Origin of the sequence: Streptomyces sp. NPDC050164 (assembly GCF_044459945.1) — a bacterium.
Lineage (GTDB): Bacteria > Actinomycetota > Actinomycetes > Streptomycetales > Streptomycetaceae > Streptomyces > Streptomyces coeruleorubidus_A.
The window spans coordinates 81493-108238 of sequence record NZ_JBITJK010000016.1; the positions used below are offsets into that span (position 1 = coordinate 81493).

27 protein-coding genes and 1 pseudogene are annotated in these 26746 nt (G+C 71.8%); 22 read left to right on the plus strand and 6 right to left on the minus strand.

The genetic code is table 11. The annotated features are described in order from the left end of the window. Positions 1–144: 144 nt before the first annotated feature. The 6 genes and pseudogenes from ACIBNA_RS22095 (at position 145) to ACIBNA_RS22120 (ending at position 3434) form a co-directional block, all read left to right on the plus strand. The gene (locus ACIBNA_RS22095) at positions 145–1059 is read left to right on the plus strand and encodes a helix-turn-helix domain-containing protein (protein WP_399166938.1); all 915 of its coding nucleotides are present in this window, start codon (positions 145–147) and stop codon (positions 1057–1059) included. Next, positions 1022–1153, plus strand: coding sequence for a DUF397 domain-containing protein (locus ACIBNA_RS22100; RefSeq protein ID WP_399166939.1), 132 nt, complete (start codon positions 1022–1024; stop codon positions 1151–1153). Before ACIBNA_RS22095 ends, ACIBNA_RS22100 begins: the two co-directional genes overlap by 38 nt. A 282-nt stretch (positions 1154–1435) precedes the next feature. Continuing rightward, complete coding sequence (locus ACIBNA_RS22105; protein WP_399166854.1) at positions 1436–2305, plus strand: hypothetical protein; 870 nt, start codon at positions 1436–1438, stop codon at positions 2303–2305. Positions 2306–2402: 97 nt separating this feature from the next. After that, positions 2403–3059 (plus strand): DUF433 domain-containing protein, encoded by a 657-nt coding sequence (locus tag ACIBNA_RS22110; RefSeq protein ID WP_399166940.1) that lies wholly within the window; start codon positions 2403–2405, stop codon positions 3057–3059. Continuing rightward, positions 3022–3198, plus strand: a pseudogene (locus ACIBNA_RS22115) (hypothetical protein); the annotation flags it as partial. The gene ACIBNA_RS22110 and the pseudogene ACIBNA_RS22115, both read left to right, overlap by 38 nt. A gap of 83 nt (positions 3199–3281) precedes the next feature. Then, positions 3282–3434, plus strand: coding sequence for a hypothetical protein (locus ACIBNA_RS22120; RefSeq protein ID WP_399166941.1), 153 nt, complete (start codon positions 3282–3284; stop codon positions 3432–3434). 36 nt (positions 3435–3470) lie between these two features. Here the strand turns inward: ACIBNA_RS22120 and ACIBNA_RS22125 are convergent, their stop codons facing one another. After that, positions 3471–4655: a pyridoxal phosphate-dependent aminotransferase gene (locus tag ACIBNA_RS22125; protein ID WP_399166855.1), complete on the minus strand. Its 1185-nt coding sequence runs from the start codon at positions 4653–4655 to the stop codon at positions 3471–3473. Positions 4656–4782: 127 nt separating this feature from the next. Here ACIBNA_RS22125 and ACIBNA_RS22130 point away from each other — a divergent pair, with 127 nt between their 5' ends. The 11 genes from ACIBNA_RS22130 to kynU all read left to right on the plus strand — a co-directional run bounded on the left by ACIBNA_RS22130 (position 4783) and on the right by kynU (position 15973). Further along, positions 4783–5049 (plus strand): hypothetical protein, encoded by a 267-nt coding sequence (locus ACIBNA_RS22130; RefSeq protein ID WP_399166856.1) that lies wholly within the window; start codon positions 4783–4785, stop codon positions 5047–5049. A 546-nt stretch (positions 5050–5595) separates the two neighbouring features. Next, positions 5596–6126 (plus strand): DUF2617 family protein, encoded by a 531-nt coding sequence (locus ACIBNA_RS22135; protein WP_399166857.1) that lies wholly within the window; start codon positions 5596–5598, stop codon positions 6124–6126. A 120-nt stretch (positions 6127–6246) separates the two neighbouring features. Continuing rightward, positions 6247–7902 (plus strand): polyamine aminopropyltransferase, encoded by a 1656-nt coding sequence (locus tag ACIBNA_RS22140; protein ID WP_399166858.1) that lies wholly within the window; start codon positions 6247–6249, stop codon positions 7900–7902. 112 nt (positions 7903–8014) lie between these two features. After that, positions 8015–9142, plus strand: a complete 1128-nt coding sequence (locus ACIBNA_RS22145) for an SRPBCC domain-containing protein (protein ID WP_399166859.1) — start codon at positions 8015–8017, stop codon at positions 9140–9142. 52 nt (positions 9143–9194) lie between these two features. Continuing rightward, the gene (locus ACIBNA_RS22150; protein WP_399166860.1) at positions 9195–9983 is read left to right on the plus strand and encodes an aldose 1-epimerase; all 789 of its coding nucleotides are present in this window, start codon (positions 9195–9197) and stop codon (positions 9981–9983) included. Between the two features lie 10 nt (positions 9984–9993). Next, on the plus strand, positions 9994–10542 hold the full coding sequence (gene pyrE / locus ACIBNA_RS22155; RefSeq protein ID WP_399166861.1) for an orotate phosphoribosyltransferase: 549 nt from the start codon (positions 9994–9996) through the stop codon (positions 10540–10542). A gap of 144 nt (positions 10543–10686) precedes the next feature. Further along, on the plus strand, positions 10687–11709 hold the full coding sequence (fbaA, locus tag ACIBNA_RS22160) for a class II fructose-bisphosphate aldolase (protein WP_399166862.1): 1023 nt from the start codon (positions 10687–10689) through the stop codon (positions 11707–11709). A gap of 65 nt (positions 11710–11774) precedes the next feature. After that, entirely contained in the window at positions 11775–13244 is a 1470-nt protein-coding gene (locus tag ACIBNA_RS22165) for an MFS transporter (protein WP_399166863.1), read from the plus strand. A gap of 155 nt (positions 13245–13399) precedes the next feature. Next, positions 13400–13813, plus strand: coding sequence for a DUF3151 domain-containing protein (locus ACIBNA_RS22170; protein WP_184986320.1), 414 nt, complete (start codon positions 13400–13402; stop codon positions 13811–13813). Between the two features lie 152 nt (positions 13814–13965). After that, positions 13966–14796 (plus strand): tryptophan 2,3-dioxygenase family protein, encoded by an 831-nt coding sequence (locus tag ACIBNA_RS22175; protein WP_399166864.1) that lies wholly within the window; start codon positions 13966–13968, stop codon positions 14794–14796. Continuing rightward, positions 14789–15973, plus strand: a complete 1185-nt coding sequence (kynU, locus tag ACIBNA_RS22180) for a kynureninase (RefSeq protein WP_399166865.1) — start codon at positions 14789–14791, stop codon at positions 15971–15973. The genes ACIBNA_RS22175 and kynU overlap by 8 nt, the downstream gene beginning before the upstream one ends. A 517-nt stretch (positions 15974–16490) precedes the next feature. On the opposite strand, the gene ACIBNA_RS22185 is transcribed toward kynU, so the two are convergent. From ACIBNA_RS22185 to ACIBNA_RS22205, 5 genes are read right to left on the minus strand one after another with little or no spacing between them, the layout of a single operon-like run. Further along, positions 16491–17630, minus strand: coding sequence for a DUF475 domain-containing protein (locus ACIBNA_RS22185; protein ID WP_399166866.1), 1140 nt, complete (start codon positions 17628–17630; stop codon positions 16491–16493). A gap of 2 nt (positions 17631–17632) precedes the next feature. Then, a complete protein-coding gene (locus tag ACIBNA_RS22190; RefSeq protein WP_399166867.1) occupies positions 17633–18028 on the minus strand; it encodes a universal stress protein in 396 nt (131 codons plus the stop codon). 17 nt (positions 18029–18045) lie between these two features. Further along, positions 18046–19548 (minus strand): tripartite tricarboxylate transporter permease, encoded by a 1503-nt coding sequence (locus ACIBNA_RS22195; RefSeq protein ID WP_399166868.1) that lies wholly within the window; start codon positions 19546–19548, stop codon positions 18046–18048. Positions 19549–19558: 10 nt separating this feature from the next. After that, the gene (locus ACIBNA_RS22200) at positions 19559–20095 is read right to left on the minus strand and encodes a tripartite tricarboxylate transporter TctB family protein (protein WP_399166869.1); all 537 of its coding nucleotides are present in this window, start codon (positions 20093–20095) and stop codon (positions 19559–19561) included. Further along, a complete protein-coding gene (locus tag ACIBNA_RS22205) occupies positions 20092–21102 on the minus strand; it encodes a Bug family tripartite tricarboxylate transporter substrate binding protein (protein ID WP_399166870.1) in 1011 nt (336 codons plus the stop codon). The genes ACIBNA_RS22200 and ACIBNA_RS22205 overlap by 4 nt, the downstream gene beginning before the upstream one ends. A 262-nt stretch (positions 21103–21364) precedes the next feature. Between ACIBNA_RS22205 and ACIBNA_RS22210 the strand changes: the two genes are divergently transcribed. From ACIBNA_RS22210 to ACIBNA_RS22230, 5 genes are all read left to right on the plus strand, one after another. Then, positions 21365–22231: an alpha/beta hydrolase gene (locus ACIBNA_RS22210; RefSeq protein ID WP_399166871.1), complete on the plus strand. Its 867-nt coding sequence runs from the start codon at positions 21365–21367 to the stop codon at positions 22229–22231. A 222-nt stretch (positions 22232–22453) separates the two neighbouring features. Continuing rightward, the gene (locus tag ACIBNA_RS22215) at positions 22454–23455 is read left to right on the plus strand and encodes an alpha/beta hydrolase (protein WP_399166872.1); all 1002 of its coding nucleotides are present in this window, start codon (positions 22454–22456) and stop codon (positions 23453–23455) included. After that, on the plus strand, positions 23448–24677 hold the full coding sequence (locus tag ACIBNA_RS22220) for an acyltransferase (RefSeq protein ID WP_399166873.1): 1230 nt from the start codon (positions 23448–23450) through the stop codon (positions 24675–24677). The genes ACIBNA_RS22215 and ACIBNA_RS22220 overlap by 8 nt, the downstream gene beginning before the upstream one ends. Beyond that, a complete protein-coding gene (locus ACIBNA_RS22225; protein ID WP_399166874.1) occupies positions 24670–26055 on the plus strand; it encodes a sensor histidine kinase in 1386 nt (461 codons plus the stop codon). Before ACIBNA_RS22220 ends, ACIBNA_RS22225 begins: the two co-directional genes overlap by 8 nt. Next, entirely contained in the window at positions 26052–26735 is a 684-nt protein-coding gene (locus tag ACIBNA_RS22230) for a response regulator (RefSeq protein ID WP_399166875.1), read from the plus strand. Before ACIBNA_RS22225 ends, ACIBNA_RS22230 begins: the two co-directional genes overlap by 4 nt. The last annotated feature ends 11 nt before the right edge of the window (positions 26736–26746 follow it).

Consider the following 26746-nt stretch of genomic DNA (forward strand, 5'->3'; position numbering starts at 1 on the left):
GCTCCGTGGCGCACACGAGTCATCACGTTCCGTGCTCAAGAGTCGGCCGATCGTCCTACGCTCGACAGGGGGCGCAGCCTTACTTTTCAGCCCGTAAGGAACGGAAGTGACGCTTTGGCCAACGGAATTGACCCCAGTACGTCGATGGCGGCGCTGTTCGGCGCGCGGGTACGCAGGCTCCGTACGGCGGCCGGGCTGACCCAGGCCGAGTTCGGCGAGAGAACACATGTGGTGAGCACGCGGATCACGCAGATCGAGCGAGCCTCCGGAGCGAAGCCGACGCTGGAGCTGGCGCGTGCGCTGGATGTGGCCCTCGGTGCGGACGGTCTCCTGGTCGACTTGTGGCCGTACGTGTACCGGGAGGCGTTTCCGGACTGGTCGCGGAGGTTCATGGAGTGCTCGGCGCGGGCGGTGGCCATCCGCGAGTACGCGGCTCATGTGGTGCCAGGCTTGTTGCAGACGAAGGCCTACGCGCGGGCGGTGCTGAGCGTCGGCCGGACGCTCGGCAGTAAAGAGCAGTTGGAAGAGCGGGTCGCCCTTCGCATGGGACGACAGGAGCGTCTCGGCGCGCCCGATCGGCCCGAGCTGTGGGTGGTCCTCGACGAGGCGGTGCTCAGGCGCCCGGTCGGCGGCCGGGCGGTGATGCGTGAGCAGTTGGCGCGGCTGCTCGGGACCACGGAGGAACCTCACATCACCGTGCAGGTGCTGCCGTTCGACCAGGGCGAGCACGAGGTCATGGGCGGCTCGCTCACGGTGCTCACCATGCCGGACGGCTCGGAGATCGCCTACACGGAAGGCGTGCACTACGGCCAACTCATCGAGGATCCGGACGAGGTCAGGTACTTCGCGCTGACCTACGATCGGCTGCGGGCGGCAGCTCTGCCCCCGCTCATGTCACTCGACATGATCCGATCAGTGATGGAGGACAACCACCGTGAAGCGAAGGTCCCGTCCCGATCTGAACGGCGCCGCCTGGCGCAAGAGCAGCTACAGCAATCAGGAGGGCGGCAACTGCGTGGAGGTGGCCGACGGGTTCCCGGCCGTCGTCCCCGTCCGTGACAGCAAGGTCCCGACTGGTCCGGCGCTGTGCTTCGAAGCCGCCTCCTGGGCCGCCTTCATAGGTGAGTTGAAGGCGCGGCGCGGCCGTCCCTGAGGGAGGCCGGTTCCCGGTCGCCGTCCGCATCGCGGGTTCACCGGGCCCTTGTCCGCGAGGGTCCGGCGAGCCGCTGACCTCCTCAAAGAACCGGGGAAAGAACTACCCGCCCACCCACCCTCCCCGCGCCAGAGGGCGGGCGTCACCCGTGCGAGTGACCGGCTTGCAGGCGCGGGACACGGACCGTTACGTTCGCCGCGACAACCGCAAACAGATACGGCCCCCGGCCGGGACTGGCATCCCGATCGAGGGCCTGACCGATCAGGAAGTAGTGCCTTCCCGATGGCTGACCCGCAGTCTAACGCGCCCCTGCGCGCCGACGCCGGAGTTCCGACCTCCGGTGTGATCCACGTACGAACCCGGCTGGCGACCGACTTCACGGTGATCTCCAACGCCCTCGCGCAACGGCGCGGCAGCGCGGTCACGGTCGGTGTCGCGGCGTATATCGCCTCTCTGCCCGACGGTTCCTCGGTGACCATCACCGCTCTGTGCGAGCACTTCAGCGAGGGCGAGATCCTCATCTCGCGAGCGCTCCGGGAACTCGAAGCGGCCGGATACCTGGAGCGCCGCCGGGAGCGGACGCCCACCGGGCAGGTACGTACCAGGACGTACTTCTACGACGTACCCCGCGGCGAAGGCCCTGACGACCCGCCCGAGCCGCCCCGCCCCCGGCCCGCTGTCCGGGAGGCCGCGCCCCGACGGGAGGCGGCCCCCGCTTGCCGTCCTGAGGAGACCGAGAGCCCGGCACCCACGCTCGGCGATGCCGACCCGAAGGCGGTCGCCGTACTGGCCGCCCTGCGCCGGGTCGACCCTCGTCTCGTCCTGTCCGCCCAGGAGGCCGCCCGACTGGCGCCGGCCGTCGCGGAGTGGCTGGCGGCCGGTGTCGGACCACGGGAGATCACGGAGTTGCTGACCGTACGGCTCCCCGACCGTTTCCGGGCCCGACCGGCAAGCGTCCTCGCCTTCCGGCTCCGCGAGACGCCGCTGCCGGCGCCTCCTCCGATCCCACTGCCCCCGAGCGTCGAGCGCCCGGCCGTACTGCCCTTCCAGACCTGTGACGGCTGCGAGCGTGCCTTCCGCGCCCCGGCGCCCGGACACTGCCGGAGCTGCCGGGACCGCTTGGGCGAGGAACGCCTGCGTGCGGCCGGATGAGCCGGTGGGCGGGTGTGCTGTTCACCCCTGGGTGGCAGGCTTGATGTGCGACGATGCGAAACGCGGTACTGGGCACGACGGCAGGAGGAGGTGGGGCATGGTCGACAGGTTCAGGGACGGACTTCTGACTCCCACGGAAACAGCCTCCTACCTGGAAATTCCACAGTCGACGCTCCACTCGTGGCTCAAGGGCAGGGCTGCGGGGGCGCCCTTGGTGCACCAGGTCGAGCCGTCGCGCAAGGGGCAGCCCTCGGTGCCCTTCATCGCAGTCGCCGAGGCTCACGTCCTCCGTTCCCTGCGCTCCCTGGGGCTCCGGATGAGCGAGATCAGGGAAGCCGCCGCCGCCGTACGGGACGCCTTCGCCACTCCGTACGGTCTCGTGTCGAAGCGGATCGCGACGGACGGCGTGGACATCTTCGTCGAGCATGGCCTAGGCGATCTCCGCAGGGCCCGAGACGGTCAGGCGCCCATCCATGAGGTGGTCTCCGATTACCTCCGCTACCTGAACTGGGAAGCCGATGACGACTTTCCCTCCAGCCTGCGGCTCAGGCAGTACCCGGACTCCGTCCCTGTCGTGATCGACCCGAGGTTCGGGCACGGGACACCCGTGGTTGCCGCCTATCGGGTCGCGGTCAAGGCCATCACCGACCTGTGGGAGGCCGGGGAGAGCGTCGAGGACATCGCGTACGACTTCGATATGACGCCCGAGCAGGTCAATGAGCTGTGCAAGGCAGTGGTGCGCCTTGCCGCCTGAGTTCTTCCTCGACCGCAATCTCGGACGTCGCGTCGCGGAAGGGCTGAGGGCGTGCGGCTGGATCGTTCACCGCATCGGTGACGTCTTCTCCGACGACGGACAGGACGTCGCCGACGAGGAGTGGATCGCTCACGGTCTTGACCAGTCCTGGGTCCCACTCTCGAAGGACGGCCGGATCAAGAGCCGGGACCTGGAATCCGACCGGTCCTGGAGCAGGAGGCAGTGCTGTTCTACCTCGACAATCAGCAACTGCGCAGTGTCGAGATGGTCGAACGGCTCGACGCACACCGCGAGGCGATCCATCGGGCAGTCGACAGGGGTGGACCCGCCACCTACGCGGTACGACGCGACCGCATCGAGCGCACCTGGCCATGATGGGCCGTCAGGCACTGGCGTGGCCAGCCGGCGTGTCTAAAGTGTTCTGAGCCGTTTCACGGCCTCCTCCAGTACCCCCGTCCGCTTGCAGAACGCGAACCGGACGAACGGTGCGCCCTCCTCGCGGTGGTCGTAGAAGACCGCGTTGGGAATGGCCACCACGCCCGCGCGCTCCGGAAGGGCGCGGCAGAAGGCGAAGCCGTCCTTCTCGCCGAGGGGGCGGATGTCGGTGGTGATGAAGTAGGTGCCGGCCGACTTGAAGACCCCGAAACCGGCCTCCGCCAGGCCGCCCGCCAGCAGGTCCCGCTTGGCGAGCATGTCGTCGCGGAAGGCGGTGAAGTAGCTGTCCGGGAGGGCGAGTGCCTCGGCGACCGCGTACTGGAACGGGCCCGAGGAGACGTACGTCAGGAACTGCTTCGCCGAGCGCACCGCCGTGACCAGCTCCGGAGCCGCCGTAACCCAGCCGACCTTCCAGCCGGTGAACGAGAACGTCTTGCCGGCCGACCCGATGGTGACCGTGCGCTCGCGCATCCCCGGAAACGTCGCCGGCGGCACGTGCTCGGCGTCGTCGAAGACCAGGTGCTCGTACACCTCGTCCGTCACCACGAGCAGGTCCCGCTCCACCGCCAGCTCGGCGATGGCGGCCAGCTCCTCGCGGGTGAGGACCGTGCCGGTCGGGTTGTGCGGGGTGTTGATCAGCAGCAGGCGGGTGCGGTCGGTGACGGCGTCGCGCAGTTCGTCGAGGTCGAGGCGGAAGCTGCCCTCGTGCGGGCGGAGCGTGACCGGTACCCGGCGACCGCCCGCCATCGCGATGCACGCCGCGTACGAGTCGTAGTACGGCTCGAAGGCGATCACCTCGTCGCCGGGCTCCACCAGGGCCAGCAGCGAGGCGGCGATGGCCTCGGTGGCCCCTGCGGTGACCAGGACCTCCGTGTCGGGGTCGCAGGACAGGCCGTAGCGCCGCTGCTGGTGGGCGGCGATCGCGGTGCGCAGCTCGGGGACGCCGGGGCCCGGCGGGTACTGGTTGCCCAGGCCGTCCCGCAGCGCCCGTACGGCGGCCTCCCTGACCTCCTCGGGGCCGTCGGTGTCGGGGAAGCCCTGCCCGAGGTTGATGGCGCCGGTGCTCAGGGCCAGGGCGGACATCTCGGCGAAGATCGTCGTCCCGAACTCGGCGAGCCGGCGGTTCAGGAGGGGGCGCGCGCTGGAGGTCATGCGGGTCATCCTCCGCCGAAGCTCTGGACTTCCTCAACTCTGCTTTGGGTCGTGCGAGGGGCGGGCATCTCCTGTTCACGCAAGAGCGAGGCGCCCACGGGGGGCCGCTTCGGGGGAACGGAAGGAGGGTGACGCCATGGTCGTCGGCATCATCCTGGCGGTGATCGGAGTCGTCCTGGTCGGGGCGCTGGTGTCCAAGGCCCGCAGCGGCGGATCCGGACGGACGACCCGTCGCGGGGCGGGGGCGTCCACCGGATCACGCCACGACAGCGGCGGCAGCTGGTGGGCCGGGGGCTCAGACTCCGGCTCGTCCGGCGGACACCACGGGGGGCACTCCTGCGGCGGCGGTTCGTCCTGCGGCGGGGGTGGAGGAGGAGGTGGCTGCGGCGGCGGAGGCAGCTGACGTACGTCGGCCGCGCTCCCGACGGGGGAGCCGCAACCATTGAACGCGGGGTCCGCACCTGGGGCGGGCCCCGCGTTTGCGTGCCTGCCGGAGGTCCGGGGTTCCCGTCCGGCGGATGCGTCGAACCTCTGTCGGCAACTCGGAGTGTGTGCCCGCAATTTCGCATGTCTGTAGGGCAACTGCCGCCGGGGAGTGACGGACCAGGGCGTGACTCCGGCAACTGCGTGTGTCAAACAGGCACTTCGTTCGGCTCCGGGCGTGATCCACGGCGCACCGGCGCACGCCTCCCCGGCATCGGCGCACGCCGTGGTTGAACAGTTGAGCTGTGGAGCCCTCTGAGGGATGGAAACCCTACGAACTTGGGTAAAGACGCTGTTGCGGCGCCACAGTTCATGATTCCCTCTAAAACACCAACGCAGCCTCTCGGACGTTCTGCGGACACCTTCCCGAAACCGGCCGACCGGTTTATCCCGGGCCGAATCCCCCGGTGCGACCGGGGTGCAGCGGACCCATCTCCCTCTCCTTGTGTGCTTGCGGAGCCGATCCATGCTCACGACCCTGAACACCTCCTACACCGACACGCGTGCGGCCGATCTCGCCTGGGCCCTGGGGCGCGAGCCGCTGCCCGCACTGGCCACCCTCGACCTCGAACTGGCGGGCACCAGCCTTCAGTTGCGACTGCTCGGCGCGTCCCACCAGGTCCTGCTGGAGGAGGAACGGGGCGTCTGCTCGGAGACGGTGGCGTGCATTCCGGGCAGCAGCATGCCGCTTCCGCTCGGCGTCGCCACGCGGGTGGGCGACTGGGAGTACGAGTTCGCGGCCCGGGTCGAGGTCCTCTCGCCGGGCTCCTTCGCTGGTCGCGCCCAGGAGTTGCTGGCCCTCGTCTCCGACCATCCGCACGGCCTGGCCGGCGTCTTCCCCGGCAGCCCGCACGCCTTCACGGCACTGCTGGCCCAGCACCACGAGGGACAGGTGCACTGGCGGACCTGGCACGCGTACCCGCAGGACGGACAGTTGGTGGCGACCCGCACGAAGGTGGGCGTACGGGTGCGGAAGCCGGCCGCTGTCGCCAACTGAATCTCTGCGGCACCTCACTCACTCGGCGAACCGGATCTCGTACCGTTACCGCGCCTCTGTAAACCAGCACCACACGTGTGGGTGACGAACCGCAGTGGAGGCGTGACGTAACGTCGCAGCGTGATCGAGCCGCCCATGCCCATCCCGCCCGGTTCCCCGCCGCCCTGGAGCGCCCCGGGCGGCCCCGGCGGCCCGGCGCGACTGCCCGTCCGGCCGGGCACCGGGCGGTTCCTGGTCCTCGCGGGCGTGTTCGTCTGCGCGGCCTGCGGACTGGTGTACGAACTGGAACTCGTCGCTCTCGCCTCGTACTTGATGGGCGACTCCGTCGCCCAGGCGTCCGTCGTGCTGTCCGTCATGGTCTTCGCGATGGGCATCGGCTCCCTCGCCGCGAAGCGGCTGCGCGGGCTCGCCGCGGCCGGCTTCGGCGCGGTCGAGGCGACCCTCGCCCTCGTCGGCGGATGCAGCGCGATGGCCCTGTACGCGGTCTTCGCCTGGACCGGCGACTGGGGCGGGATGTGGGCCAGCGGGCCGCGCTGCCTCCTGGTCGCCTTCTCCCTCGCGACCGGGCTGCTCATCGGCGCCGAGGTCCCGCTGCTGATGGAGCTGATCCAGCGCATCCGCCGCCAGGACCCGGGCGGCGCGGTGGCCGACCTGTTCGCCGCGGACTACGTCGGTGCGCTCGTCGGCGGACTCGCCTTCCCCTTCCTGCTACTGCCGTTCCTCGGCCAGCTGACCGGCGCGCTGATCACCGGCGCCGTCAACGCGGTCGTCGGGGGCGCGCTGGTGCTCGGCCTGTTCCGCCGGGACCTGACCCGGCGCGCCCGCTGGCTGCTGCTGCTCGCCAACGCGCTCGTGCTGGCGATCCTCGCCTCGGCCGCCGTCCTCGTCGACGATTTCGAACGGGCCGCGCGGCAGGCGGTGTACGGCGGGGACGTGCGGGTGGCGCTCCAGACCGGCGTGCAGGAGGTGGTCCTCGCCGGGGGCACGCACGGGCGGCCCCTCGACCTGTTCCTCGACGGCCGGCTGCGGGTCAGCGGGCGCGACGAACTGCGCTACCACGAGGCCCTCGTCCACCCGGCCATGACCGGACCGCACGCGCGCGTGCTGATCCTCGGCGGCGGTGACGGACTGGCGGCCCGCGAGGTGCTGCGGCATCCCGGGGTGGACCGGGTCGACGTCATCGAACTCGACGAGGAGGTGGTGCGGCTGGCCCGCACCGACTCGGCCCTGTCGGCGCTGAACAAGCACGCGTTCGGCGACCCGCGCGTGCGCGTGACGACGCAGGACGCTTTCGGCTGGCTGCGCGGAGCGCCCTCGGCGGCGTACGACGTGGTCCTCTCGGACTTGCCGGACCCGGACATCACGGCCAGTACGAAGCTGTACTCGCAGGAGTTCTACGGCCTCGCGCGGCGGGTGCTCGCCCCCGGCGGCCGGCTCGTGGTGTTCGCCGGGCCCGTCGCGTCCAGCCCGCGCGTGTACTGGACGGTGGACGCGACCCTCCGCGCGGCCGGCTTGTGCACCGCCCCGTACGGCACGGGCGGGCGGCACGCCGGTTTCGCCGTCGGCCCCGACCGCACCCCTGCCGACCGCTTCCGGGAGCCCCGGGACTGGGGTTTCGTCCTGGCCGCCCGCACGGAGCCGCGACCCCGCCTCGACCCGGACGGTCCGCGCCCGCACGTCCTTGACGACGTGTCCCTCGCGGTGGGGGAACGGGCGGCGCGGGGCACGCGGATCGCGGGGCTGCCCGCCTCGACGCTGGTGCATCCGCGCTACTGAGCGGGCCCGCTGCCCGGCGAGGGCCGGCGAGGATACGCCTGGCGGGGCGGATCGGGGGCGAATTCCGAAGGTGGGGGTGCGTTTCGGCCCATGCTGGGTAGAGTCCGTCGACATGGAGCACGAGGTGTTCGTTCCGGTTCCGGCCGAGCGGCTCAGGGAGGTGCTGGACGACCCCGCGCGGGTCGCCCGGGCGGTTCCGGGGCTCCAGCAGGACGCCGGCGCCGAGCCCGTCACCGGACGGCTGAAGATCAGGGTCGGCAGCCACTCCGTCACGTACCGGGGTGCCGTACGGGTGTCCCGGGGAGACGACGGGGCCTACGCCGTCGAAGGCGAGGCCACGGAGGCCCGCGGCACCGGCTCGGTGAAACTCGCGCTGCGGATCGCCCTGCGGGACGCGGAGTACGGCACGACGATCGTGTTCGGCGGTACGGCCGCCGTGGACGGACGGATCAAGGACCTCCCGTCCGACGCGGTGGAGGGCGCCGTCACCCGCCTGTTGAACCGTTTCGCGGAACAGCTGGCCGAGGCGGCCCCGGAAACCACCACGCCCCTCGCCACGCAGGACTTCGAACCCCGCGCCACGACCGACTACGAGACGACCCCGGACGCGGACGACGCGGCTGCGCCGCCTCCGCCTGTGGCGAGGACCGAGGGCAGCGCGAGGGCCGAGGCCGACGAGGAGGCCGGGACGTCGGGGACCGCCGGGGAGACTTCCGCCCCCGGACCCGACGACAGGACGCCGGCCTCCGGCCACACCGCCGATGACGCTCGTGCCTCAGGGGGCACCGAAGAGCCGACGGCCCCGGGGCACGCCGGCCAGGCGTCGCCTCGTGGTCACGCCGACGACGCTCGTGCCCCTGAGGCCGGCGACGAGCCCTCGGCTCCGGGGAGCGCCGACGAGTCCCCTGGCCCAGCAGCCGACGACGCTCCCGCCCCCGCCCCCGAGCCCCCCTCCGTCTTCGAGAGGGATACTCCGCCGTCCTCTCTCGGGCCCTCGGACGAGGACATTGAGGACGACGAGGACGACGAGGACATCGCCGAGGCGGCGCATGCGCGGCGGACGATGATCGGGCGCAGTGCCGAGGAGGTCGATCACGCCCCGCCGAGAGGGCGGTACGCGCCGGTGCCCGCGCCGCAGACCGTGATGCCTCCCGCCCCGCTGCGCTGGGCGGCCCCCGCGGCGGCGCTCGCGCTGGCGTCGGCCATCGTGGCGGTCCGGGCCCTGCGCAGGCGCCGCTGAAAACGCCCCGTACGGGGTGAGGCCCTCTTGATCACCCCAGTAGGGTCGTCCCGTGAGTGACGAAGACATCACGCTGACCGCGGGCGACGCGGAGGTGACCGTGCAGCCGGGCAACGGCGGCCGGGTCGGAGGGCTGCGGATCGGCGGCGTGGAGCTGCTCCGGCAGGGGGAGCGGTTCGGCTGCTTCCCGATGGTGCCGTGGTGCGGGCGGATCCGTGACGGGCGCTTCCTGGACGGCGCCGTCATACGGCAGATGCCCCTCAACGCCCCGCCCCACGCCATCCACGGCACCGCCCGCGACGGCGCCTGGCGCACCGCCCGCACGAGCACGGACGAGGCCGTCATCACCTACGAGCTCGTCGACCCCTGGCCCCACCCGGGCCGCGTCACCCAGGTCGTCGCCCTCACCGAGGACGCGCTGACGCTGACCATGTCCGTGGAGACGTACGAGTCGTCGTTCCCGGCGCAGATCGGCTGGCACCCGTGGTTCAACCGGAACCTCGGCGGCGAGGACGTACGCCTCGACTTCCACCCCGCCTGGCAGGAGGAACGCGGCGACGACCACCTGCCCACCGGCAACCGCGTCGAGCCGAAGCCCGGCCCCTGGGACGACTGCTTCGGGATGCCCGCCGGCGTCGACGTGACCCTCACCTGGCCCGGGCAGCTGGAGCTGAAGGTGACCAGCCGCCAGGAGTGGGTCGTCGTCTACGACGAGCAGGACGCGGCCGTGTGCGTGGAGCCGCAGACCGGCCCGCCCAACGGGCTCAACACCCTGCCGCGCCTGGTCACGCCCCTGGAGCCGCTGGAGGCCACCACGACCTGGAGCTGGCGCCGCCTCTAAGCTGGGCGGCATGACGGACACACGTGGCGCGCTGCTGCGACAGATCAAGGACAAGGCCGTGGTGCACGGCAAGGTGACCCTGTCGTCGGGTCTGGAGGCCGACTACTACGTCGACCTGCGCCGCATCACCCTCGACGGCGAGGCCGCGCCGCTGGTCGGGCAGGTGCTGCTCGACCTGACCGGTGACTTTGAGTTCGACGCGGTGGGCGGGCTCACCATGGGCGCCGACCCCGTCGCCGCCGCCATGCTGCACGCCGCCGCCGCGCGCGGGCGGCGCCTGGACGCCTTCGTCGTACGGAAGGCCGCGAAGGCGCACGGCCTGCAGCGGCGCGTCGAGGGCCCGGACATCGCGGGCCGCCGCGTGCTGGTCGTCGAGGACACCTCCACCACCGGCGGCTCCCCGCTCACCGCCGTCGAGGCCGTGCGCGAGGCCGGGGCCGAGGTCGTCGCCGTCGCGACCATCGTCGACCGGGCGACCGGCGCCGCGGAGAAGATCCAGGAGGGCACCGGGGTGCCGTATCTCTTCGCGTTCTCCAAGGACGAGCTGGGCCTGGACTGAGCCCGGACCGACCAGGGCGTGGACGGTGGCCTGGACCTTCCGGCCAAGTCTGGAAAGATGGGGCCGACGATGACGTCGCACCCCAAGGTCTAGGTCAGGGCCGACAACGCAGTACGCCAACCCGCAGATACAAGGAGCGGACGCATGCCCATCGCAACTCCCGAGGTCTACAACGAGATGCTGGACCGGGCGAAGGCAGGAAAGTTCGCCTACCCGGCCATCAACGTGACCTCCACCCAGACCCTGCACGCGGCCCTGCGCGGTTTCGCTGAGGCGGAGAGCGACGGCATCGTCCAGATCTCCACGGGTGGCGCCGAGTTCCTGGGCGGTCAGTACAGCAAGGACATGGTGACCGGAGCGGTCGCCCTGGCCGAGTTCGCGCACATCGTCGCCGAGAAGTACCCGGTGAACATCGCGCTGCACACGGACCACTGCCCCAAGGACAAGCTCGACGGCTACGTACGTCCGCTGCTGGCGCTCTCCAAGAGGCGCGTCGAGGCCGGCCTGAACCCGCTGTTCCAGTCGCACATGTGGGACGGCTCCGCCGAGACCCTCGCCGACAACCTCTCCGTCGCACAGGAGCTGCTGGAGCAGGCCCGCGCCGCGAAGATCATCCTCGAGGTGGAGATCACCCCGACCGGTGGCGAGGAGGACGGCGTCACCCACGAGATCAACGACTCCCTCTACACCACGGTCGACGACGCGATCCGCACCGCCGAGGCCCTGGGCCTGGGCGAGAAGGGCCGCTACCTGCTGGCCGCGTCCTTCGGCAACGTGCACGGCGTCTACAAGCCGGGCAACGTCGTCCTGCGCCCCGAGCTGCTGAAGGAGCTGAACGAGGGCGTCGCCGCCAAGTTCGGCAAGGCCTCCCCGTTCGACTTCGTCTTCCACGGCGGCTCCGGCTCCACGGAGGAGGAGATCCGCACCGCGCTGGAGAACGGCGTCGTGAAGATGAACATCGACACGGACACCCAGTACGCCTTCACGCGCCCGGTCGCGGACCACATGTTCCGCAACTACGACGGTGTCCTGAAGGTCGACGGCGAGGTCGGCAACAAGAAGACCTACGACCCGCGCACCTGGGGCAAGCTGGCCGAGGCCTCCATGTCCGCGCGTGTCGTCGAGGCCTGCGGCAACCTGCGCTCGACCGGTACGAAGATCAAGTAAGTCCCGTTCCGCTCGCGTGGAGCCCGGCACTCCTGTGGTGCCGGGCTCTTTCGTATGCTCCCTGCATGCCCGATGTACGGCTGGCCTCACCACAAGGCAAGTGGGTCCTGCTCACCACGGTCCTCGGCTCCAGCATGGCCCTGCTGGACTCGACCGTCGTCAACGTCGCGCTGCCGCGCATCGGCCGTGACCTCAACGCGGACATGGCGGCCCTGCAGTGGACCGTCAACGCGTACATGGTCACGCTGGCCGGGCTGATCCTGCTGGGCGGGGCGCTGGGCGACCGTTTCGGGCGCCGGAAGGTGTTCGTCGTCGGTGTGGTGTGGTTCGCGGTGGCGTCCCTGCTGTGCGGGATCGCGCCGAACGCCGGGGTGCTGATCGCCGCGCGCGCCCTGCAAGGGGTGGGCGGTGCCCTGCTCACGCCGGGGTCGCTGGCGCTGATCCAGGCGTCCTTCCACCCCGACGACCGGGGCCGCGCGGTGGGCCTGTGGTCCGGCTTCGGCGGGATCGGGGCCGCCGTCGGGCCCTTCGTAGGCGGCTGGCTGGTGGACGGGCCGGGCTGGCGGTGGGTGTTCCTGCTGAACGTTCCGCTGGCGCTGCTGTGCGTGCCCGTGGCGCTGCGGCACGTGCCCGAGTCGGGCGGTGAGGGGGCCCGGGGCCGGTTCGACGTGCTGGGGGCGGTGCTGGGCGCGTCGGCGCTCGCGCTGCTGACGTACGCGTTGATCGAGGCGGCCGGTGTGGGCGGCCTGGTGGTGGCGGGTGCGGCGGTGGCGGGGGCGGTCGCGGCCGTCGCCTTCGTGGTGGTCGAGCGGCGGCGGCCCCAGCCGATGATGCCGCCGGACATCTTCTCCTCCCGCCAGTTCACCGCGGTCAACCTCGTCACGCTGTGTGTGTACGCCGCCCTCGGCGGGTTCTTCTTCCTCGCCGCGCTTCAGCTCCAGGTGGTCGTGGGTTACTCGGCCCTCGCGGCCGGTACGGCGTTGCTGCCGACGACCGCGCTGATGCTGGTGCTGTCGGCGCGGTCCGGCGAGCTGGCCGACCGGATCGGGCCGCGGCTTCCGCTCACGGTGGGGCCGCTGCTGTGCGCCGCGGGGATGCTGCTGATGCTTCGGGTCGGGCCGGAGGCGTCGTACGTGGCTGATGTGCTGCCTGCGCTGGTGGTGCTCGGGCTGGGCATGGTCACGCTGGTGGCGCCGCTGACGGCGACCGTGCTGGGGTCGGTGGATGTGGCCCGGGCGGGGCTGGCCAGCGGGATCAACAACGCGGCGGCTCGGGCGGCGGGGCTGGTGGCGGTGGCGGCGTTGCCGTTGCTGACGGGGATGGGGGAGGAGGCGTACCGGGAACCGGGTGCGTTCGATCTCGCCTTCGGGAAGGCGATGGCGTGGTGTGCGGGGGCATTGGTGGTGGGGGCCGTCGCCGCCGCGGCGGTGGTGCGCAGGCCGCAGCCGGGCTGCAAGCGGCCGGAGTGTCTGAGGCACGGGGGTGTGACGGCGCCGCCGCTGGAGGGGGAGCCGGTGCGCAAGCGGTTGTCGTAGGGGCGGGGCGTTGGCGCTGAGGCCGGGGCGTTGCGCAACCCGGCGGAGCGGGGTGCCGCTTCTTCGGGACGGATGCCGCCCTGGGGGTACCAGGCCCTTAAGGCACTGGGGGAGGCACGACTGCCCGCAGCTCACGCCTGCGGCAGACTTGGGGCATGTCCATTCACGAGAACCTCCTCGGGGGCCCGCCCCCGACCCACCTCCCCGACGACCCCGGGCCACGGGAAATGCTCGCGTCGGGTACCGCGCCGGTCGACGTCGCCGCCGCACACCCCACCTCCTCGCTCGCCTGGGCGCAGCTCGCCGACGAGGCGTACGAGCGAGGCTCGACCGTCGAGTCGTACGCGTACGCCCGTACGGGCTACCACCGCGGCCTGGACGCGCTGCGTCGCAGCGGCTGGAAGGGCCACGGCCCGGTCCCGTGGGAGCACGAGCCGAACCGCGGCTTCCTGCGTGCCCTGCACGCCCTCGCCCGGGCCGCACAGGCGATCGGCGAGCAGGAGGAGTACGAGCGCTGCTCCCAGTTCCTGAAGGACTCCTCGCCGACGGCGGCGCAGGTCCTGGGCTGACGGCGGTCCGTGTGCGCGAGGCCCGTCCGCCGAGCGGGCGGGCCTTGCGGTTTCGGGGGACGATTGCGGAGTATGCCGGTGGGGACCGGGGCCCCCGTGCCGGCATCGGCAGGGGCGGACCGCTACCCGGAGTTGCAAAGCAGGAGACAGCGATGTCCCACGAGGCTCACGAGCCCGAGACCCCGCATCTCGATTTCCACGGCACGACGCCGTACGAGGACTACGTCAAGGCGGACGTGCTCACCCACCTCCAGCACACCCTCTCCGACGATCCCGGAGAGATGGTCTTCCTGGTCACGACCCAGGTGATGGAGCTGTGGTTCACCGTCATCGTCCACGAGTGGGAGACGGCGGCACACGCGCTGCGCGGCGACGACGTACCGACCGCGACCGCCGCGCTGAAGAGGTCCGTACGCGAGCTGGAGGCGCTCAACGCCTCCTGGAAGCCGCTCGGCCAGCTCACACCGGCCCAGTTCAACTCGTACCGGTCCGCCCTCGGCGAGGGCTCCGGCTTCCAGTCGGCGATGTACCGGCGGATGGAGTTCCTGCTCGGCGACAAGTCCGCGTCCATGCTGGTCCCGCACCGGGGCGCGCCGCGCGTGCACGCCGAGCTGGAGAAGGCGCTGCACGAGCCGAGCCTGTACGACGAGGTGGTGCGGCTGCTCGCGCGGCGCGGGTACGACATCCCTCAGGCCGTGCTGGGGCGTGACGTGTCGCTGCGCTACGAGCCGTCCCCGGAGGTGGAGGCCGCCTGGACGACCGTCTACTCGGGCGACGAGAGCGACGAGGTCGCCCGGCTCGGCGAGGCGTTGAGCGATGTCGCCGAGCTGGTGTGGCGCTGGCGCAACGACCACCTCGTCGCCACCCGCCGCGCGATGGGCGCCAAGACCGGCACGGGCGGCTCCGCCGGAGTGGCCTGGCTGGAGAAGCGGGCGCAGAAGCAGGTCTTCCCCGAGCTGTGGACGGCGCGGTCCCATGTCTGAACTCGCGATGCGTGCGGAGAAGCTGGACGCCGCCGACGACCTGCGCGGCAAGCGGGACGCCTTCGTCCTCGACGACGTGACCTACCTCGACGGCAACTCGCTCGGCGCGCTGCCGGCCGTCGTCCCCGGGCGGGTCGAGGATGTCGTACGCCGCCAGTGGGGCGAGCTGCGCATCCGGTCCTGGGAGGAGAGCGGCTGGTGGACCGCGCCCGAGCGGATCGGTGACCGGATCGCCCCGCTGGTCGGGGCGGCGCCCGGGCAGATCGTGGTGGGCGACTCGACAAGTGTCAATGTCTTCAAGGCGCTTGTGGGTGCGGTGCGGCTCGCCGGGCAGGGCCGCGATGAGGTCCTCGTCGACGCCACGACCTTCCCCACCGACGGATATATCGCGGAGTCGGCCGCCCGGATGACCGGCTGCGCGCTGCGGCCGGTGGCACCGGCACAGGTGCCGGGCGCTCTGGGCGACCGTACCGCCGCCGTCCTCCTCAACCACGTCGACTACCGCACCGGCCGGCTGCACGATCTGCCGGCGCTGACGGCCGCCGTGCACGGGGCGGGCGCGTACGTCGTCTGGGACCTGTGCCACAGCGCGGGCGCGCTGCCGGTCGGGCTGGACGAGCACGGTGTGGACCTCGCGGTCGGCTGCACCTACAAGTACCTGAACGGCGGGCCGGGGTCACCGGCGTACCTGTACGTGCGCCGGGAGCTTCAGGACCGCTTCGACTCCCCGCTGCCCGGCTGGAACTCCCACGCCGAGCCGTTCGGGATGCGCAGCGGCTACGAGCCGGCCCCCGGCGCCCTGCGCGGCCGGGTCGGCACGCCCGACATCCTCTCCATGCTCGCCCTGGAGGCGGCCCTGGAGGTCTGGGACGGGGTGTCGGTCGAGGCGGTGCGGGCCAAGTCGCTCGCGCTGACGGACTTCTTCCTGGAGTGCGTGGCCGCGTATGTACCCGAGGGCAGGGTCGAGTGTGTGACGCCGGTGCCGCACGCGGAGCGGGGCAGCCAGATCGCCCTGCGCTGTGACGACGCCGGTGACGTCATGAAGCGGCTGATCGAGCGGAATGTGGTCGGTGACTTCCGGGCACCCGACGTGCTGCGCTTCGGCTTCACACCGCTGTACGTCGGGTTCGCCGACGTGGAGCGGGCGGCGCGGGTGCTGGCTCGGACGCTGGAGTGAGTTCCCCGGGACGAACGGCCCCTGCCGCCGCGGGGGCCGTTCGTTCAGGAACCTCGTCCGCCCCTCCCGGCGCGCCGGGAGGGGCGTCGGACGCGGCGGGAGATGACACTGGCCGACCGCTGCCACGCGGCAGACCAGGAGCGCATCGCACCCGGACAACGGTGGACGCAAGGACGGGCCGTGCTTCGCCGGGTACGTCGAGGTGCTCGGCCCGCTGCATCCGTCTCGCCCGCCCCGGCATCGGCCGCACCCGGATCCGGCCGACGCCTGGCAGCGACAGGCGCTGATCGGCGCGGCCACCGCCGCGCCCAGCCGCACCACCGGCGCCGGTTCCCCGAGGGAGGCCGCACGGCGCGGCCGAGCCCGGTGATCGGGCTGATCGGCCGCGCCGGACTCGGGTTCGCGTTGCCGGGAACCTCCCTCCTGGCGCCGAAGCCGGTCCAGCGGCCGACGCCACGTGGGAACGCACCTGCACGGTCCGGCGGTCGCGTTCCCACGCTGCATGAGGACGTCCCGGTCACGCCCTGGACGGCACCTCCGCCTTCTCGTCCGGCTCGGCCTCGCCCACCTCGGATGCGGCGAGCGCCTTGTTGCGGCGGACGGAGGCGAGGAAGGACGCGGCGATCAGGACGACGCCGATCAGGCCGGTGATGATCTCGCTGATCTGGTGCTGGATGGTGATCAGCAGGATCGTGGCGAGGGCACCGATGGCGTAGTGGGCGCCGTGCTCCAGGTAGACGTAGTCGTCGAGGGTGCCCTGGCGGACCAGGTAGACGGTGAGGGAGCGGACGTACATCGCGCCGATGCCGAGGCCGAGCGCCATCCAGAAGATGTGGTTGGTGATGGCGAAGGCGCCGATCACGCCGTCGAAGGAGAAGGAGGCGTCGAGGACTTCGAGGTAGAGGAAGAGGAAGAACGCGGCCTTGCCGGCGAGGGCGACCGCCGAGACCGGTCGGCCTTCGGCTCCGGCCTTCTCCTCCCTCTCGTGTTCCTCTTCTGCTTCGAGCCTGTCCTCGAAGTAGCCGGAGAGGCCGCCGACCACGAGGTAGGTGATGAGACCGGCGACGCCGGAGAGCAGCACGGTGGCGGACTTGTCCGCGTGGCCCGTGCTGACGTGGGCGTGGGTGGCGAAGGTCATCGCCGTGGCGAGCAGGACGATGAGCGCGACACAGACCGCCAGCATGTCGATCTTGCCGAGCCGGGCCAGCGGGCGCTCCAGCCGGCCCAGCCACTTGATGTCGCGGTCCTCGAAAATGAAGTCCAGGAAGATCATCAGCAGGAACATGCCGCCGAAGGCCGCGATCGCCGGATGGGCATCGGTGACCAGGTCCTCGTAACGCCGGGGTTCGTCGAGGGCGAGCTGGACCGCCTCGACGGGGCCGACCTCGGCGCTGATGGCGACGATCAGGACCGGGAAGACCAGCCGCATGCCGAACACCGCGATCAGGATGCCGATGGTGAGGAAGAACTTCTGCCAGAAGGCGTTCATCTTCTTCAGGATCCCGGCGTTGACGACCGCGTTGTCGAAGGACAGCGAGATCTCCAGGACGGAGAGGATCAGGACGATCCCGAAGGCCTCCCAGCCCCACTGCCACGCGGCGAAGGCGAGGCCGAGCGCCGTGACGGCGAACGACCAGCCGAAGGTACGCAGCACCACCGCTAGCCCTCCGCCTTCACGGCCAGGACCGGGCAGCCCACGCCCAGGAGGATCTGCTGGGCCGCCGAGCCCATGATCAGCTTGCCGACCGCGCTGCGGCGCCGCAGCCCGATCACGACCAGGGACGCGTCCGTCCGCTCCGCCAGGTCGATGATCTCCTCGGCGGCGTCCCGGGCCCCGAGGACCTGGCGGATGTCGAAGTCGACGCCCAGGGCCGCCAGATCCTCGCGGACGTGGCTCAGGTCGGGCTCCTGGGCGAAGCGCGGGTCCACATACGCGTCGCCCCGGGTGGTGTTCACCACCAGCAGCTTCTCGTCGCGCCGGTGGGCCTCGCCGATCGCCGCGCGCAGGGCCGCCTCGCCCTCGGGGGAGGGCACGTAGCCGACCAGAATGGTCATCTCGATCTCCAGATGTCTCAGGCGGCGTTGCGCGCGCGCAGGGGACGTACGACGAACCGGCCTATCAGCGGCCACACCAGGACCAGCGCGATCGCCGCGTAGACGGTGTACGACACGGGACCGCCCAGCAGGCCCGACAGCTCGCCGCCGGAGAGCTGGAGGGAGCGCCGGCCCTGCAGCTCCGCGCGGGGGCCGAGGATCACGCCGACGATCAGCGGCAGGACCGGCAGTCCGAAGCGGCGCATGCAGAAGCCGAGGAGGCCCAGGGTGAGGAGGATGAACAGGTCCAGGGGCTGGGCGTTGACGGCGTAGGCGCCCATCGTGGCGAAGAACAGGATGCCCGCGTAGAGGTACGGGCGCGGAATCCGCAGCAGCTTCGCCCACGCCGGGGCCAGCGGAAGGTTCAGCAGCAGGAGCAGCAGGTTGCCGATGAACAGGCTCGCGATCAGGACCCACACCAGGCTCGCCTCCCGTTCGAAGAGGAGGGGGCCGGGCTGGATGCCGTACGACTGGAAGGCCGCCAGCATGACCGCCGCCGTGGCGTTCGTCGGGAGGCCGATCGCCAGCATCGGGACCAGCGTGCCCGCCGCGGATGCGTTGTTCGCGGCCTCCGGACCCGCCACGCCCTCGATGGCGCCCTTGCCGAACTCCTCAGGGTGCTTGCTCAGCCGCTTCTCCGTGGCGTACGACATGAACGTCGGGAGCTCGGCGCCACCGGCCGGCAGCGCGCCGAACGGGAAGCCGAACGCCGTGCCGCGCAGCCAGGGCTTCCAGGACCGCCGCCAGTCCTCCTTGCCCATCCACGGGCGTCCGACCGGGATCACCTCGGCCGGCTTGCGCCGCAGATGCGCGGCCACCCACAGTGCCTCGCCGACGGCGAAGATGCCGACCGCCACCACGACGACGTCGATGCCGTCGGCCAGCTGCGGGACGCCCAGGGTCAGGCGCTGCTGGCCGGACACCGAGTCGATGCCGACCAGACCGATCGTCAGGCCCAGCGACAAGGAGATGAAGCCCCTGACGCGGGACGATCCCAGCACGGACGTCACCGCTATGAACGCCAGCAGCATCAGCGCGAAGTAGTCGGGCGCGCCCAGGCTGACCGCGAAGGACACCACAAACGGGGTGACCAGGACCAGCAGCAGGGTGCCGATCGTGCCCGCCACGAAGGAGCCGATCGCCGCCGTGGCGAGGGCCTGGGCGGCCCGGCCCGCCTTCGCCATCCTGTTGCCCTCGATCGCGGTGACCACGGACGAGGACTCGCCGGGGGTGTTCAGCAGGATCGACGTCGTCGAGCCGCCGTACATGCCGCCGTAGAAGATGCCGGCGAACATGATGAACGCCTGCACCGGCTCCATGCCGTACGTCACCGGCAGCAGCAGCGCCACCGTCATCGCCGGGCCGATGCCCGGCAGGACGCCCACCGCGGTGCCGATGACGACGCCGATCAGGGCGAGCAGCAGGTTCATCGGGGCCATGACGTCCGCGAAGCCCTGCATGAGGTTGTTCAGATTGTCCATCGCCCAGGCCTCACAGGATTCCTTGCAGGACACCGGCGGGGAGGTTCACGCCGAGGCCGATCGCGAACGCGTAGAACGTCGTCAGGGACAGCGTCACCGCGATCAGGAGGTTGCGGATGTAGTGCCGGTTGCCGAGGGTGAACGCCGTGCCCCAAAACAGCAGGGCGCCGCTGATCACCCAGCCGAGCCGCTCGATGAGCAGCGCGTTCGCCACGAACACACCGATCAGCAGCAGCACGGTGCGCCAGTCGCTCCCCTGGGACAGGTCGACGTCCTCGCCGGCCTCCGGCTCACCGCGGCCGCCCCGGGCCACGTCGACGGCGTACAGCACCGCGAGCAGGACGAGCAGGCCGCCCAGAATCAGGGGCACCGCGCGCGGCCCGACCGGGTCGGTGCCGCTGGTGACGTGCGGGATGCCGAGGGCGTCCACGATCACGGCGGCGCCCAGCAGGGCGAGGAACGCGCACACGCCGTACTGTGCGCGGTCCCCGCCCTCCCGGGACGGACGGGAGTCCTCCACGGTCCGTTCGTTCGCCTGGGAGCTCATGCCAGCCCGAGCTCTGCCAGCAGGTCGGCGACCGCCTTGTCCTGCTTGGTCAGGTAGCTGCCGAACTCGTCACCGGTCTGGAACGCGTCGACCCAGCCGTTCTTCTCCAGCTGCTTCTTCCACTCGTCGGAGTCGTGCATCTTGGTCAGCGCGTCGACCCAGGCCTGCTTCTGCTCGTCGGTGATGCCCGGAGGGGCGACGATGCCACGCCAGTTGGTGAAGACCAGGTCGATGCCGGAGTCCTTGAGGGTGGGCGCGTCCTTCAGCGCGTCGACCGGCTTCTCGCTGCTGACCGCGAGCACCCGCACCTGGCCCGCCTCGACCTGGTCGAGGAACTCACCGAAGCCGCTCGCCCCGAAGGCGATCTTGTTGCCGAGAAGGGCCGGGAGCAGCTCGCCGCCGCCGTCGTACGAGACGTAGTTGACGTCGGTCGGCTTGATGCCGACCGCCTTCGCCAGCTGCATCGGGAGCAGGTGGTCGGGGCCGCCCGGCGAGGAGCCGCCGCCCACCGCGAGCTTCTTGGGGTCCTTCTTCCAGGCGGTGACGAGGTCGTCGATCGTCTTGTACGGGGAGTCCTTCGGCACGACGATCGCGCCGGCCTCCTCGATCAGCCTGGCGAGCGGCGTGGTGTCGGTGAGCGTCGCCTTGGACTTCTGGGTGTGCGAGGCTCCGACGACACCGAGGCCCATCTGCATGGCCATCTTGCCGTTGCCCTTGTCGTTCACCAGGCGCTGCAGGCCGACCGTGCCGCTGGCGCCGGGCAGGTTGAACACCTGGACACCGGAGGCGGCCTTGGTGTCCTGCATCACCTGGGAGACGGTGCGGGCGGTGAGGTCGTACCCGCTGCCAGGGGTGTTGGGGACCATGAGGCGGAGGCCGGTCACGGGCTTCGAGGCACCGCCTGCGCTCCCGGACTCCTCTTTATCGGCGGTGGCGCCACAGGCGCTGACCGCGATCATGGATACGGCAGCAAGAGCTCCGACAAGTGCGGCTCGTCGCGTTCTCATGGCTCATCTCTTTCGCTTGGGCCGATCCGGCGCCATGAGTGTGCGGTTCCTGAGATATCCTGTCTCGGTTGTGTGACCATTGAAGGTTGAGTTCATTGTGGTCACGACGTCACGCGGCTGTCGTTCGTGCCGCCCTCCGCCTGGGGTAACCCAGCGTGACATCCCCGTGTCCGCGCATGTCGCGCGCCCTGATACCGTCCCGGCCAATGGCCGAACCCCCACCTGGTCCGCCATATACGTTTGAGCGCTGAGAGGTTGGAGCATGACGGACGACGTCGCAGCAGCACGGGCCGCCGCCGAGGAGAAGTCGGCGTTCTCCCACGCGCCCGTCGCCCCCGACGCCACCGCCGCCTACGGCGACCACCCCGACCAGGTGATCGACTTCTACGCCCCGCGCGGGGAGGGCGGCCCGGGCGGGCCCGCCCCGGTCGTCCTCGTGCTGCACGGCGGTGCCTGGCGGGCACCGTACGACCGGCGTCACATCAGCCCGTTCGCGGACTTCCTCGCCCGTCGCGGGTTCGCCGTGGCCAGCGCCGAGTACCGGCGCGGTGGTGACGACGACTCCGTCGCGGGGCGCTGGCCCGACACCTTCGACGACGTCGCGGCCGCGCTGGACGCCCTTCCGGCGCTCGTCCGGGAGCTGCTGCCGCAGGCCGACCCGCGCCGTACGGTCCTCACGGGTCACTCGGCGGGCGGGCACCTCGCGCTGTGGGCCGCGGCCCGGCACGTCCTGCCGGCCGGCTCGCCCTGGCGCGCCGGCAGCCCGGCGGCACTGCGCGGGGTGGTCGCCCTCGCACCGATCGCGGACTTCGCGGTCGCCGACAAGCTGGACGTGTGCGGCGGTGCCGTACGGCAACTCCTGGGCGGGGACGAGCACTTCGCCGAGCGGCAGCCGTACGCGGACCCGGCGCTGCTGCTGCCCACCGGCATCGCCACCACTCTCGTCCAGGGCCGCACGGACCTCGACGTGCCGCAGGCGGTCGCCGAGTCGTACGCGGACGCAGCGGCGAAGGCCGGGGAGATGGTGGGAGTGACGCTGCTGGAGGACGTGGGGCACTTCCCGCTCATCGACCCGGCGGCGGACGCGTGCGCGGTGGTGGTGGAGGAGATCGCGCAACTGGCCTGGTGAGCGGCTTTCCTGGGCGCCCGTGGGAGACCCCCGGTCCTACCCGTGGGAGACCCCCGGTCCTACCCGTAGGAGCGACCCCCGGTCCTACCCGTAGGTCATACCCGTAGTACCTGAGAGCCAGGCCGCAGGTGAGCTCCGCGGTGTGACGCGGACGACGGGTCCCGCTCCGTAACTTCCCTTCCACGCAGACCCGATGGCCGGGTGCGCTGGAGGGGGACGACCATGGGGTTCGCAGCGAAGTACGGCCGTGGCGACGGCGGTCGGCGCCGCGGCGGCCGATGGCGTCGTGCCGCGCTCGCCGCCCTCATCACCGGCGCGGTGGTGTTCCCTCTCTCCGGGGCGGTGCGGCCGGAGATCCCCGCGCCGGCACCCGCCTCCCTCGCACCTCTCAGCGCGTCGACGCTCGACGAGGCGTACGCGGCCAACCGTGCCAACGCCGCCGAAGCGGCCCGAATGGCCGCCGCCCACCAGGACCGGGACCGTGCCGCGACGGACCGTGCGCTGGCCGCCCCGGCCCGGCGTCTCCTCGGGTTCGACGGCCGCGGCTCCGGCCGGGTGACGGAGGTCCTGGGCGACCTCGCCCGCGCCGACCGCATCGCCGTCCTGGTCCCCGGCTCCGACACGAGCCTCGACACCTACGGCCGGTTCCACGCGGCCGCCGCCGCCCTGTACGGGCAGCTCGCCCGGCAGGCTCCCGCGGGCACGCGCACGGCGGTCGTGGCCTGGCTGGGCTACGAGACGCCGGGCACGGTCAGCGCGACGGTCACGACGACCGGCAGGGCGGAGCAGGCGGCCCCGCACCTGCGCGCGCTCGTCACCGACCTGCGCGCCACAACGGGCGGCGGGCCGCGCATCTCGCTGCTGTGCCACTCGTACGGCTCGGTCGTCTGCGGCCGGGCCGCCGCCGGGCTCGCCGTCGACGACATCGCGCTGGTCGGCAGCCCCGGCACGGGCGCGGACTCCGCGGCCGACCTGCACACCCGCGCCCACGTCTGGGCGGCCCGCGGCGGCGACGACTGGGTGGAGAACGTCCCGCGTGTCAGCGCGGACCTGTTCGGCACCACCGTCGGCTTCGGCACCGACCCCGTCTCCCCGGCCTTCGGCGCCCGGGTCTTCGCGGCCGGCGACGGCGGTCACAGCGACTACTTCAGCCCCGGCTCGACCTCCCTGACCAACCTGACCCGGATCGTCCTGGGCGAGACCAAGGCGGTGACTCATGACTGACGTCGGAGTACGAGGTGTCCGAGATGTGGAGCGAGGGGTCCGGCATGCAGTGCGCCGCGGCGCCCAACGCGTCGGTGCGGCCACCCCGGCCGACCGCGACCGGGCCGTGGACGCCCTGCGCGCCGCCGCGGTCCTCGGCGTCGTCCTCGGGCACTGGCTGGTCACGGCCCTGGTCGCCGACGGCCGCGCCCTGCGCACGGCGAGTCCTCTCCAGCACATGCCCTGGCTGACGCCCGTCTCCTGGCTGTTCCAGACGCTCGCCGTGTTCTTCCTGGTCGGCGGGCACGTCGCCACCCGCGGCCTGGCCTCGGCCCGGGCCCGTGGCATCCCCTACCACCGCTGGCTGACGGCCCGTCTGTCCCGGCTGTTCAAGCCGGTCGCCGCCGTCCTCACCCTGTGGACGGTCGCCGCGCTCGCCCTGCTGCTGTCGGGCGCCGAGTTCGGGACGGTCCGGACACTGGTGAAGCTGGCCCTGTCCCCGCTGTGGTTCCTCGTGGTGTTCGCGGCCCTGACGGCGGCGACCCCGCTGCTGACCCGGCTGAACCCGCTCTGGCCGCTGGCCGTCGTGCTCCACGTGGACCTGCTGCGCTTCGGCCTCGGCGGCCCCTCCTGGCTGGGCTGGGTGAACGTGGCCGCGGGCTGGCTGGTGCCCTACACACTGGGGGCGGCCTGGACCCGGGGCGAGCTGGAGCGCCGCCGCGCGGGCTGGATCCTGGTCGCCGGCGGTGCGGCGGCGACCGCGGGGCTCGTCGCGTGGGCGGGCTATCCGGCGTCGATGGTCGGGGTCCCTGGGGAGGGCATGTCCAACCTGGACCCGCCGACGCTGGCCGTCGTCACCTTCGGGCTGGCCCAGTGCGGTCTCGCCCTGCTGCTGCGCGAGCGGCTGCGGCGGGCGATGCGCCGACCGGTGGCGTGGGCGGCGGTGGCGCTGGTCAACCTCTCCGCGATGACCGTCTTCCTGTGGCACCAGACGGCCCTGATGGCCACGACGGCCACCGGCCTCCTCGCGGGCCGGCTCCCCGGCCTGCACACGCTGCCCGACAGCCTCGGCTGGGTCGGGGCCCGGCTGCTGTGGCTGCCCGCGTTCGCCCTGGCCCTCGCCGTCTGCTGGGCCGCCTTCCGGTTCTTCGAGCAGGGCGGTGGCCGGGGCAGGCGGTCGCGGGTGGTGCGGGCGCACCGTCCGTCCGACCGGGGGACAGCGGTGAAGGCACACCATGTCTAGGCTGGGGCGCGTGACGGACACGGGGGTGGGCGGCGCGCTGCGGGCGCGCGTCATGGGCTGGCTGCGGGTGCTGCGCGAGGACCTGTGGACCGCCCGGGTGGACCCGTTGCCGCCGTCCACCTGGCTGCGCTGGCTGCCGCACGGTCTGCTGTGCCTGGCCGCTTTCGGCATCACGCTCGGTGGCACGGCCCAGCTCAACGACAACGGCCATCTGAACGCCGGGTACGCCTTCCTGCTCGCGTTCGGGCAGGGCGTGGCGGTACTCCTCGCGATGTGGCGGCCGGTTCCGGCCTGGTGGCTGTCGACGGTGGCGACCGTGGTGGGCGCGGTCGCGGTGTACGCCCGGATAGAACCCGACTACTCATTCACCTGGCCCTGGACCGCGGCCGGGATCATCGCCCACCTGCTCGTCCTGTTGCTGCTCGCGCTGCGGGTGCCCACCCGCGTCGCCGTGGAGGCGCTGGCCGTGACCGTGCTGGCCACCTGGGTCCTGGAGGGACTGACGGTCTCCGGGGTCCAGTACCAGCCCACCGGGGTCCTCGCGGTCACCCTGTTCGCCGTCGTCGTGGTCGTCGGCACCGCCCTGCGCGGCCGCCGAGAGGCCCGCGCGGAGCTCGTCGAGCAGACCACGCTCACCGCCGAGGAGCGCACCCGGCGCACCCTGCTGGAGGAGCGCAGCCGCATCGCGCGGGAGCTGCACGACGTGGTGGCCCACCACATGTCCGTCATCTCCATCCAGGCGCAGGTCGCCCCGCACCTGGTCGAGAACCCGCCCGACGAACTCAAGGAGAACCTCGCGGGCATCCGGCAGAACGCGCTGGAGGCGCTGACCGAGCTGCGCCGGGTGCTGGGCGTGCTGCGCTCGGAGCACCCCGGGCCGGGGGAGCCCGCCGGCCCGGACGGAGACACCGCCGGCCACGCCCCGCAGCCCGATCTCGACCGGCTGGACGCACTTGTGGAGAACACCCGGGCCGCCGGCCGCGAGGTCATCACCGAGATCAACGGCGAGCGGCGGCCGCTGCCGCCCGGCGTGGAGCTGTCCGCGTACCGGATCGTGCAGGAGGCGTTGAGCAACGTCCTGCGGCACGCGCCCGGTGCGAGAGCCACGGTCCGTCTCACGTATCAGCCGGACGGGCTGGAGGTGGAGGTCGTCAACGGCCGGCCGACCGGGCCCGCGCCGCCGTCGACGGGAGCGGGGCACGGACTGCTCGGCATGCGGGAGCGGGTCGCGATGCTCGGCGGCACCATGACGGCGCACCCGTGGCACTGGGACGGCTTCAAGGTCACCGCCTTCCTCCCGGACACCCCGCCCGCCGACGCCCCGGGCACCGCCCGTTCCACCGACCGCACCACCGATCCCCGGGGAGGGACCCCATGACGAGCAGCTCCGGCCGACCCATCCGGGTTCTCATCGTCGACGACCAGGCGATGGTCCGGCAGGGCTTCACCGTGCTGCTCGGCACCCAGCCCGACATAGAGGTCGTCGGCGAGGCGAAGGACGGGGAGGGCGGCGTCGCGAAGGCCGCCGAGACCGCCCCGGACGTCGTCCTCATGGACATCCGCATGCCCGGGATCGGCGGCATCGAGGCCACCGAGCGCATCACCACCGCGAACCCGGACATCAGGGTGCTGGTGCTCACCACCTTCGACCTCGACGAGTACGTGTACGACGCGCTGCGCGCCGGAGCCTCCGGGTTCCTCCTGAAGGACGCGTCGTCGGAGCAGCTCGCCGAGGCGGTCCGGGTGATCGCGGCCGGTGACGCGCTGCTCGCCCCGGTCATCACCCGCAAGCTGATCGCCGAGTTCTCCCGGCTGGACGACCGGCCCCGCGCCCCGCTCAAGGAGCGGATCGGTGACCTGACCGAGCGGGAGACGGAGGTGCTCGCCCTGATCGCGCAGGGCCTGTCGAACGCGGAGATCTCCAAGCACCTGTTCGTCGCCGAGCAGACGGTGAAGACCCACGTGGGCCGGATCCTGGTGAAGCTGGGCCTGAGGGACCGGACACAGGCGGCGGTGTTCGCGTACGAGTCGGGGCTGGTGCGCCCGTCGGGGTACTGAGGGCGGGCCCC

What these genes read in the sequence shown, in the direction of transcription:
- ACIBNA_RS22175 (WP_399166864.1), top strand. Translation starts at nt 13,966, where the DNA reads ATGTCCCACGAGGCTCACGAGCCCGAGACCCCGCATCTCGATTTCCAC.
- ACIBNA_RS22130 (WP_399166856.1), top strand. Translation starts at nt 4,783, where the DNA reads ATGGTCGTCGGCATCATCCTGGCGGTGATCGGAGTCGTCCTGGTCGGG.
- pyrE (WP_399166861.1), top strand. Translation starts at nt 9,994, where the DNA reads ATGACGGACACACGTGGCGCGCTGCTGCGACAGATCAAGGACAAGGCC.
- ACIBNA_RS22190 (WP_399166867.1), bottom strand. Translation starts at nt 18,028, where the DNA reads ATGACCATTCTGGTCGGCTACGTGCCCTCCCCCGAGGGCGAGGCGGCC.
- ACIBNA_RS22135 (WP_399166857.1), top strand. Translation starts at nt 5,596, where the DNA reads ATGCTCACGACCCTGAACACCTCCTACACCGACACGCGTGCGGCCGAT.
- ACIBNA_RS22170 (WP_184986320.1), top strand. Translation starts at nt 13,400, where the DNA reads ATGTCCATTCACGAGAACCTCCTCGGGGGCCCGCCCCCGACCCACCTC.
- ACIBNA_RS22165 (WP_399166863.1), top strand. Translation starts at nt 11,775, where the DNA reads ATGCCCGATGTACGGCTGGCCTCACCACAAGGCAAGTGGGTCCTGCTC.
- ACIBNA_RS22095 (WP_399166938.1), top strand. Translation starts at nt 145, where the DNA reads ATGGCGGCGCTGTTCGGCGCGCGGGTACGCAGGCTCCGTACGGCGGCC.
- ACIBNA_RS22110 (WP_399166940.1), top strand. Translation starts at nt 2,403, where the DNA reads ATGGTCGACAGGTTCAGGGACGGACTTCTGACTCCCACGGAAACAGCC.
- ACIBNA_RS22230 (WP_399166875.1), top strand. Translation starts at nt 26,052, where the DNA reads ATGACGAGCAGCTCCGGCCGACCCATCCGGGTTCTCATCGTCGACGAC.
- ACIBNA_RS22105 (WP_399166854.1), top strand. Translation starts at nt 1,436, where the DNA reads ATGGCTGACCCGCAGTCTAACGCGCCCCTGCGCGCCGACGCCGGAGTT.
- ACIBNA_RS22200 (WP_399166869.1), bottom strand. Translation starts at nt 20,095, where the DNA reads ATGAGCTCCCAGGCGAACGAACGGACCGTGGAGGACTCCCGTCCGTCC.
- ACIBNA_RS22195 (WP_399166868.1), bottom strand. Translation starts at nt 19,548, where the DNA reads ATGGACAATCTGAACAACCTCATGCAGGGCTTCGCGGACGTCATGGCC.
- ACIBNA_RS22125 (WP_399166855.1), bottom strand. Translation starts at nt 4,655, where the DNA reads ATGACCCGCATGACCTCCAGCGCGCGCCCCCTCCTGAACCGCCGGCTC.
- fbaA (WP_399166862.1), top strand. Translation starts at nt 10,687, where the DNA reads ATGCCCATCGCAACTCCCGAGGTCTACAACGAGATGCTGGACCGGGCG.
- ACIBNA_RS22205 (WP_399166870.1), bottom strand. Translation starts at nt 21,102, where the DNA reads ATGAGAACGCGACGAGCCGCACTTGTCGGAGCTCTTGCTGCCGTATCC.
- kynU (WP_399166865.1), top strand. Translation starts at nt 14,789, where the DNA reads ATGTCTGAACTCGCGATGCGTGCGGAGAAGCTGGACGCCGCCGACGAC.
- ACIBNA_RS22220 (WP_399166873.1), top strand. Translation starts at nt 23,448, where the DNA reads ATGACTGACGTCGGAGTACGAGGTGTCCGAGATGTGGAGCGAGGGGTC.
- ACIBNA_RS22210 (WP_399166871.1), top strand. Translation starts at nt 21,365, where the DNA reads ATGACGGACGACGTCGCAGCAGCACGGGCCGCCGCCGAGGAGAAGTCG.
- ACIBNA_RS22215 (WP_399166872.1), top strand. Translation starts at nt 22,454, where the DNA reads ATGGGGTTCGCAGCGAAGTACGGCCGTGGCGACGGCGGTCGGCGCCGC.
- ACIBNA_RS22225 (WP_399166874.1), top strand. Translation starts at nt 24,670, where the DNA reads ATGTCTAGGCTGGGGCGCGTGACGGACACGGGGGTGGGCGGCGCGCTG.
- ACIBNA_RS22145 (WP_399166859.1), top strand. Translation starts at nt 8,015, where the DNA reads ATGGAGCACGAGGTGTTCGTTCCGGTTCCGGCCGAGCGGCTCAGGGAG.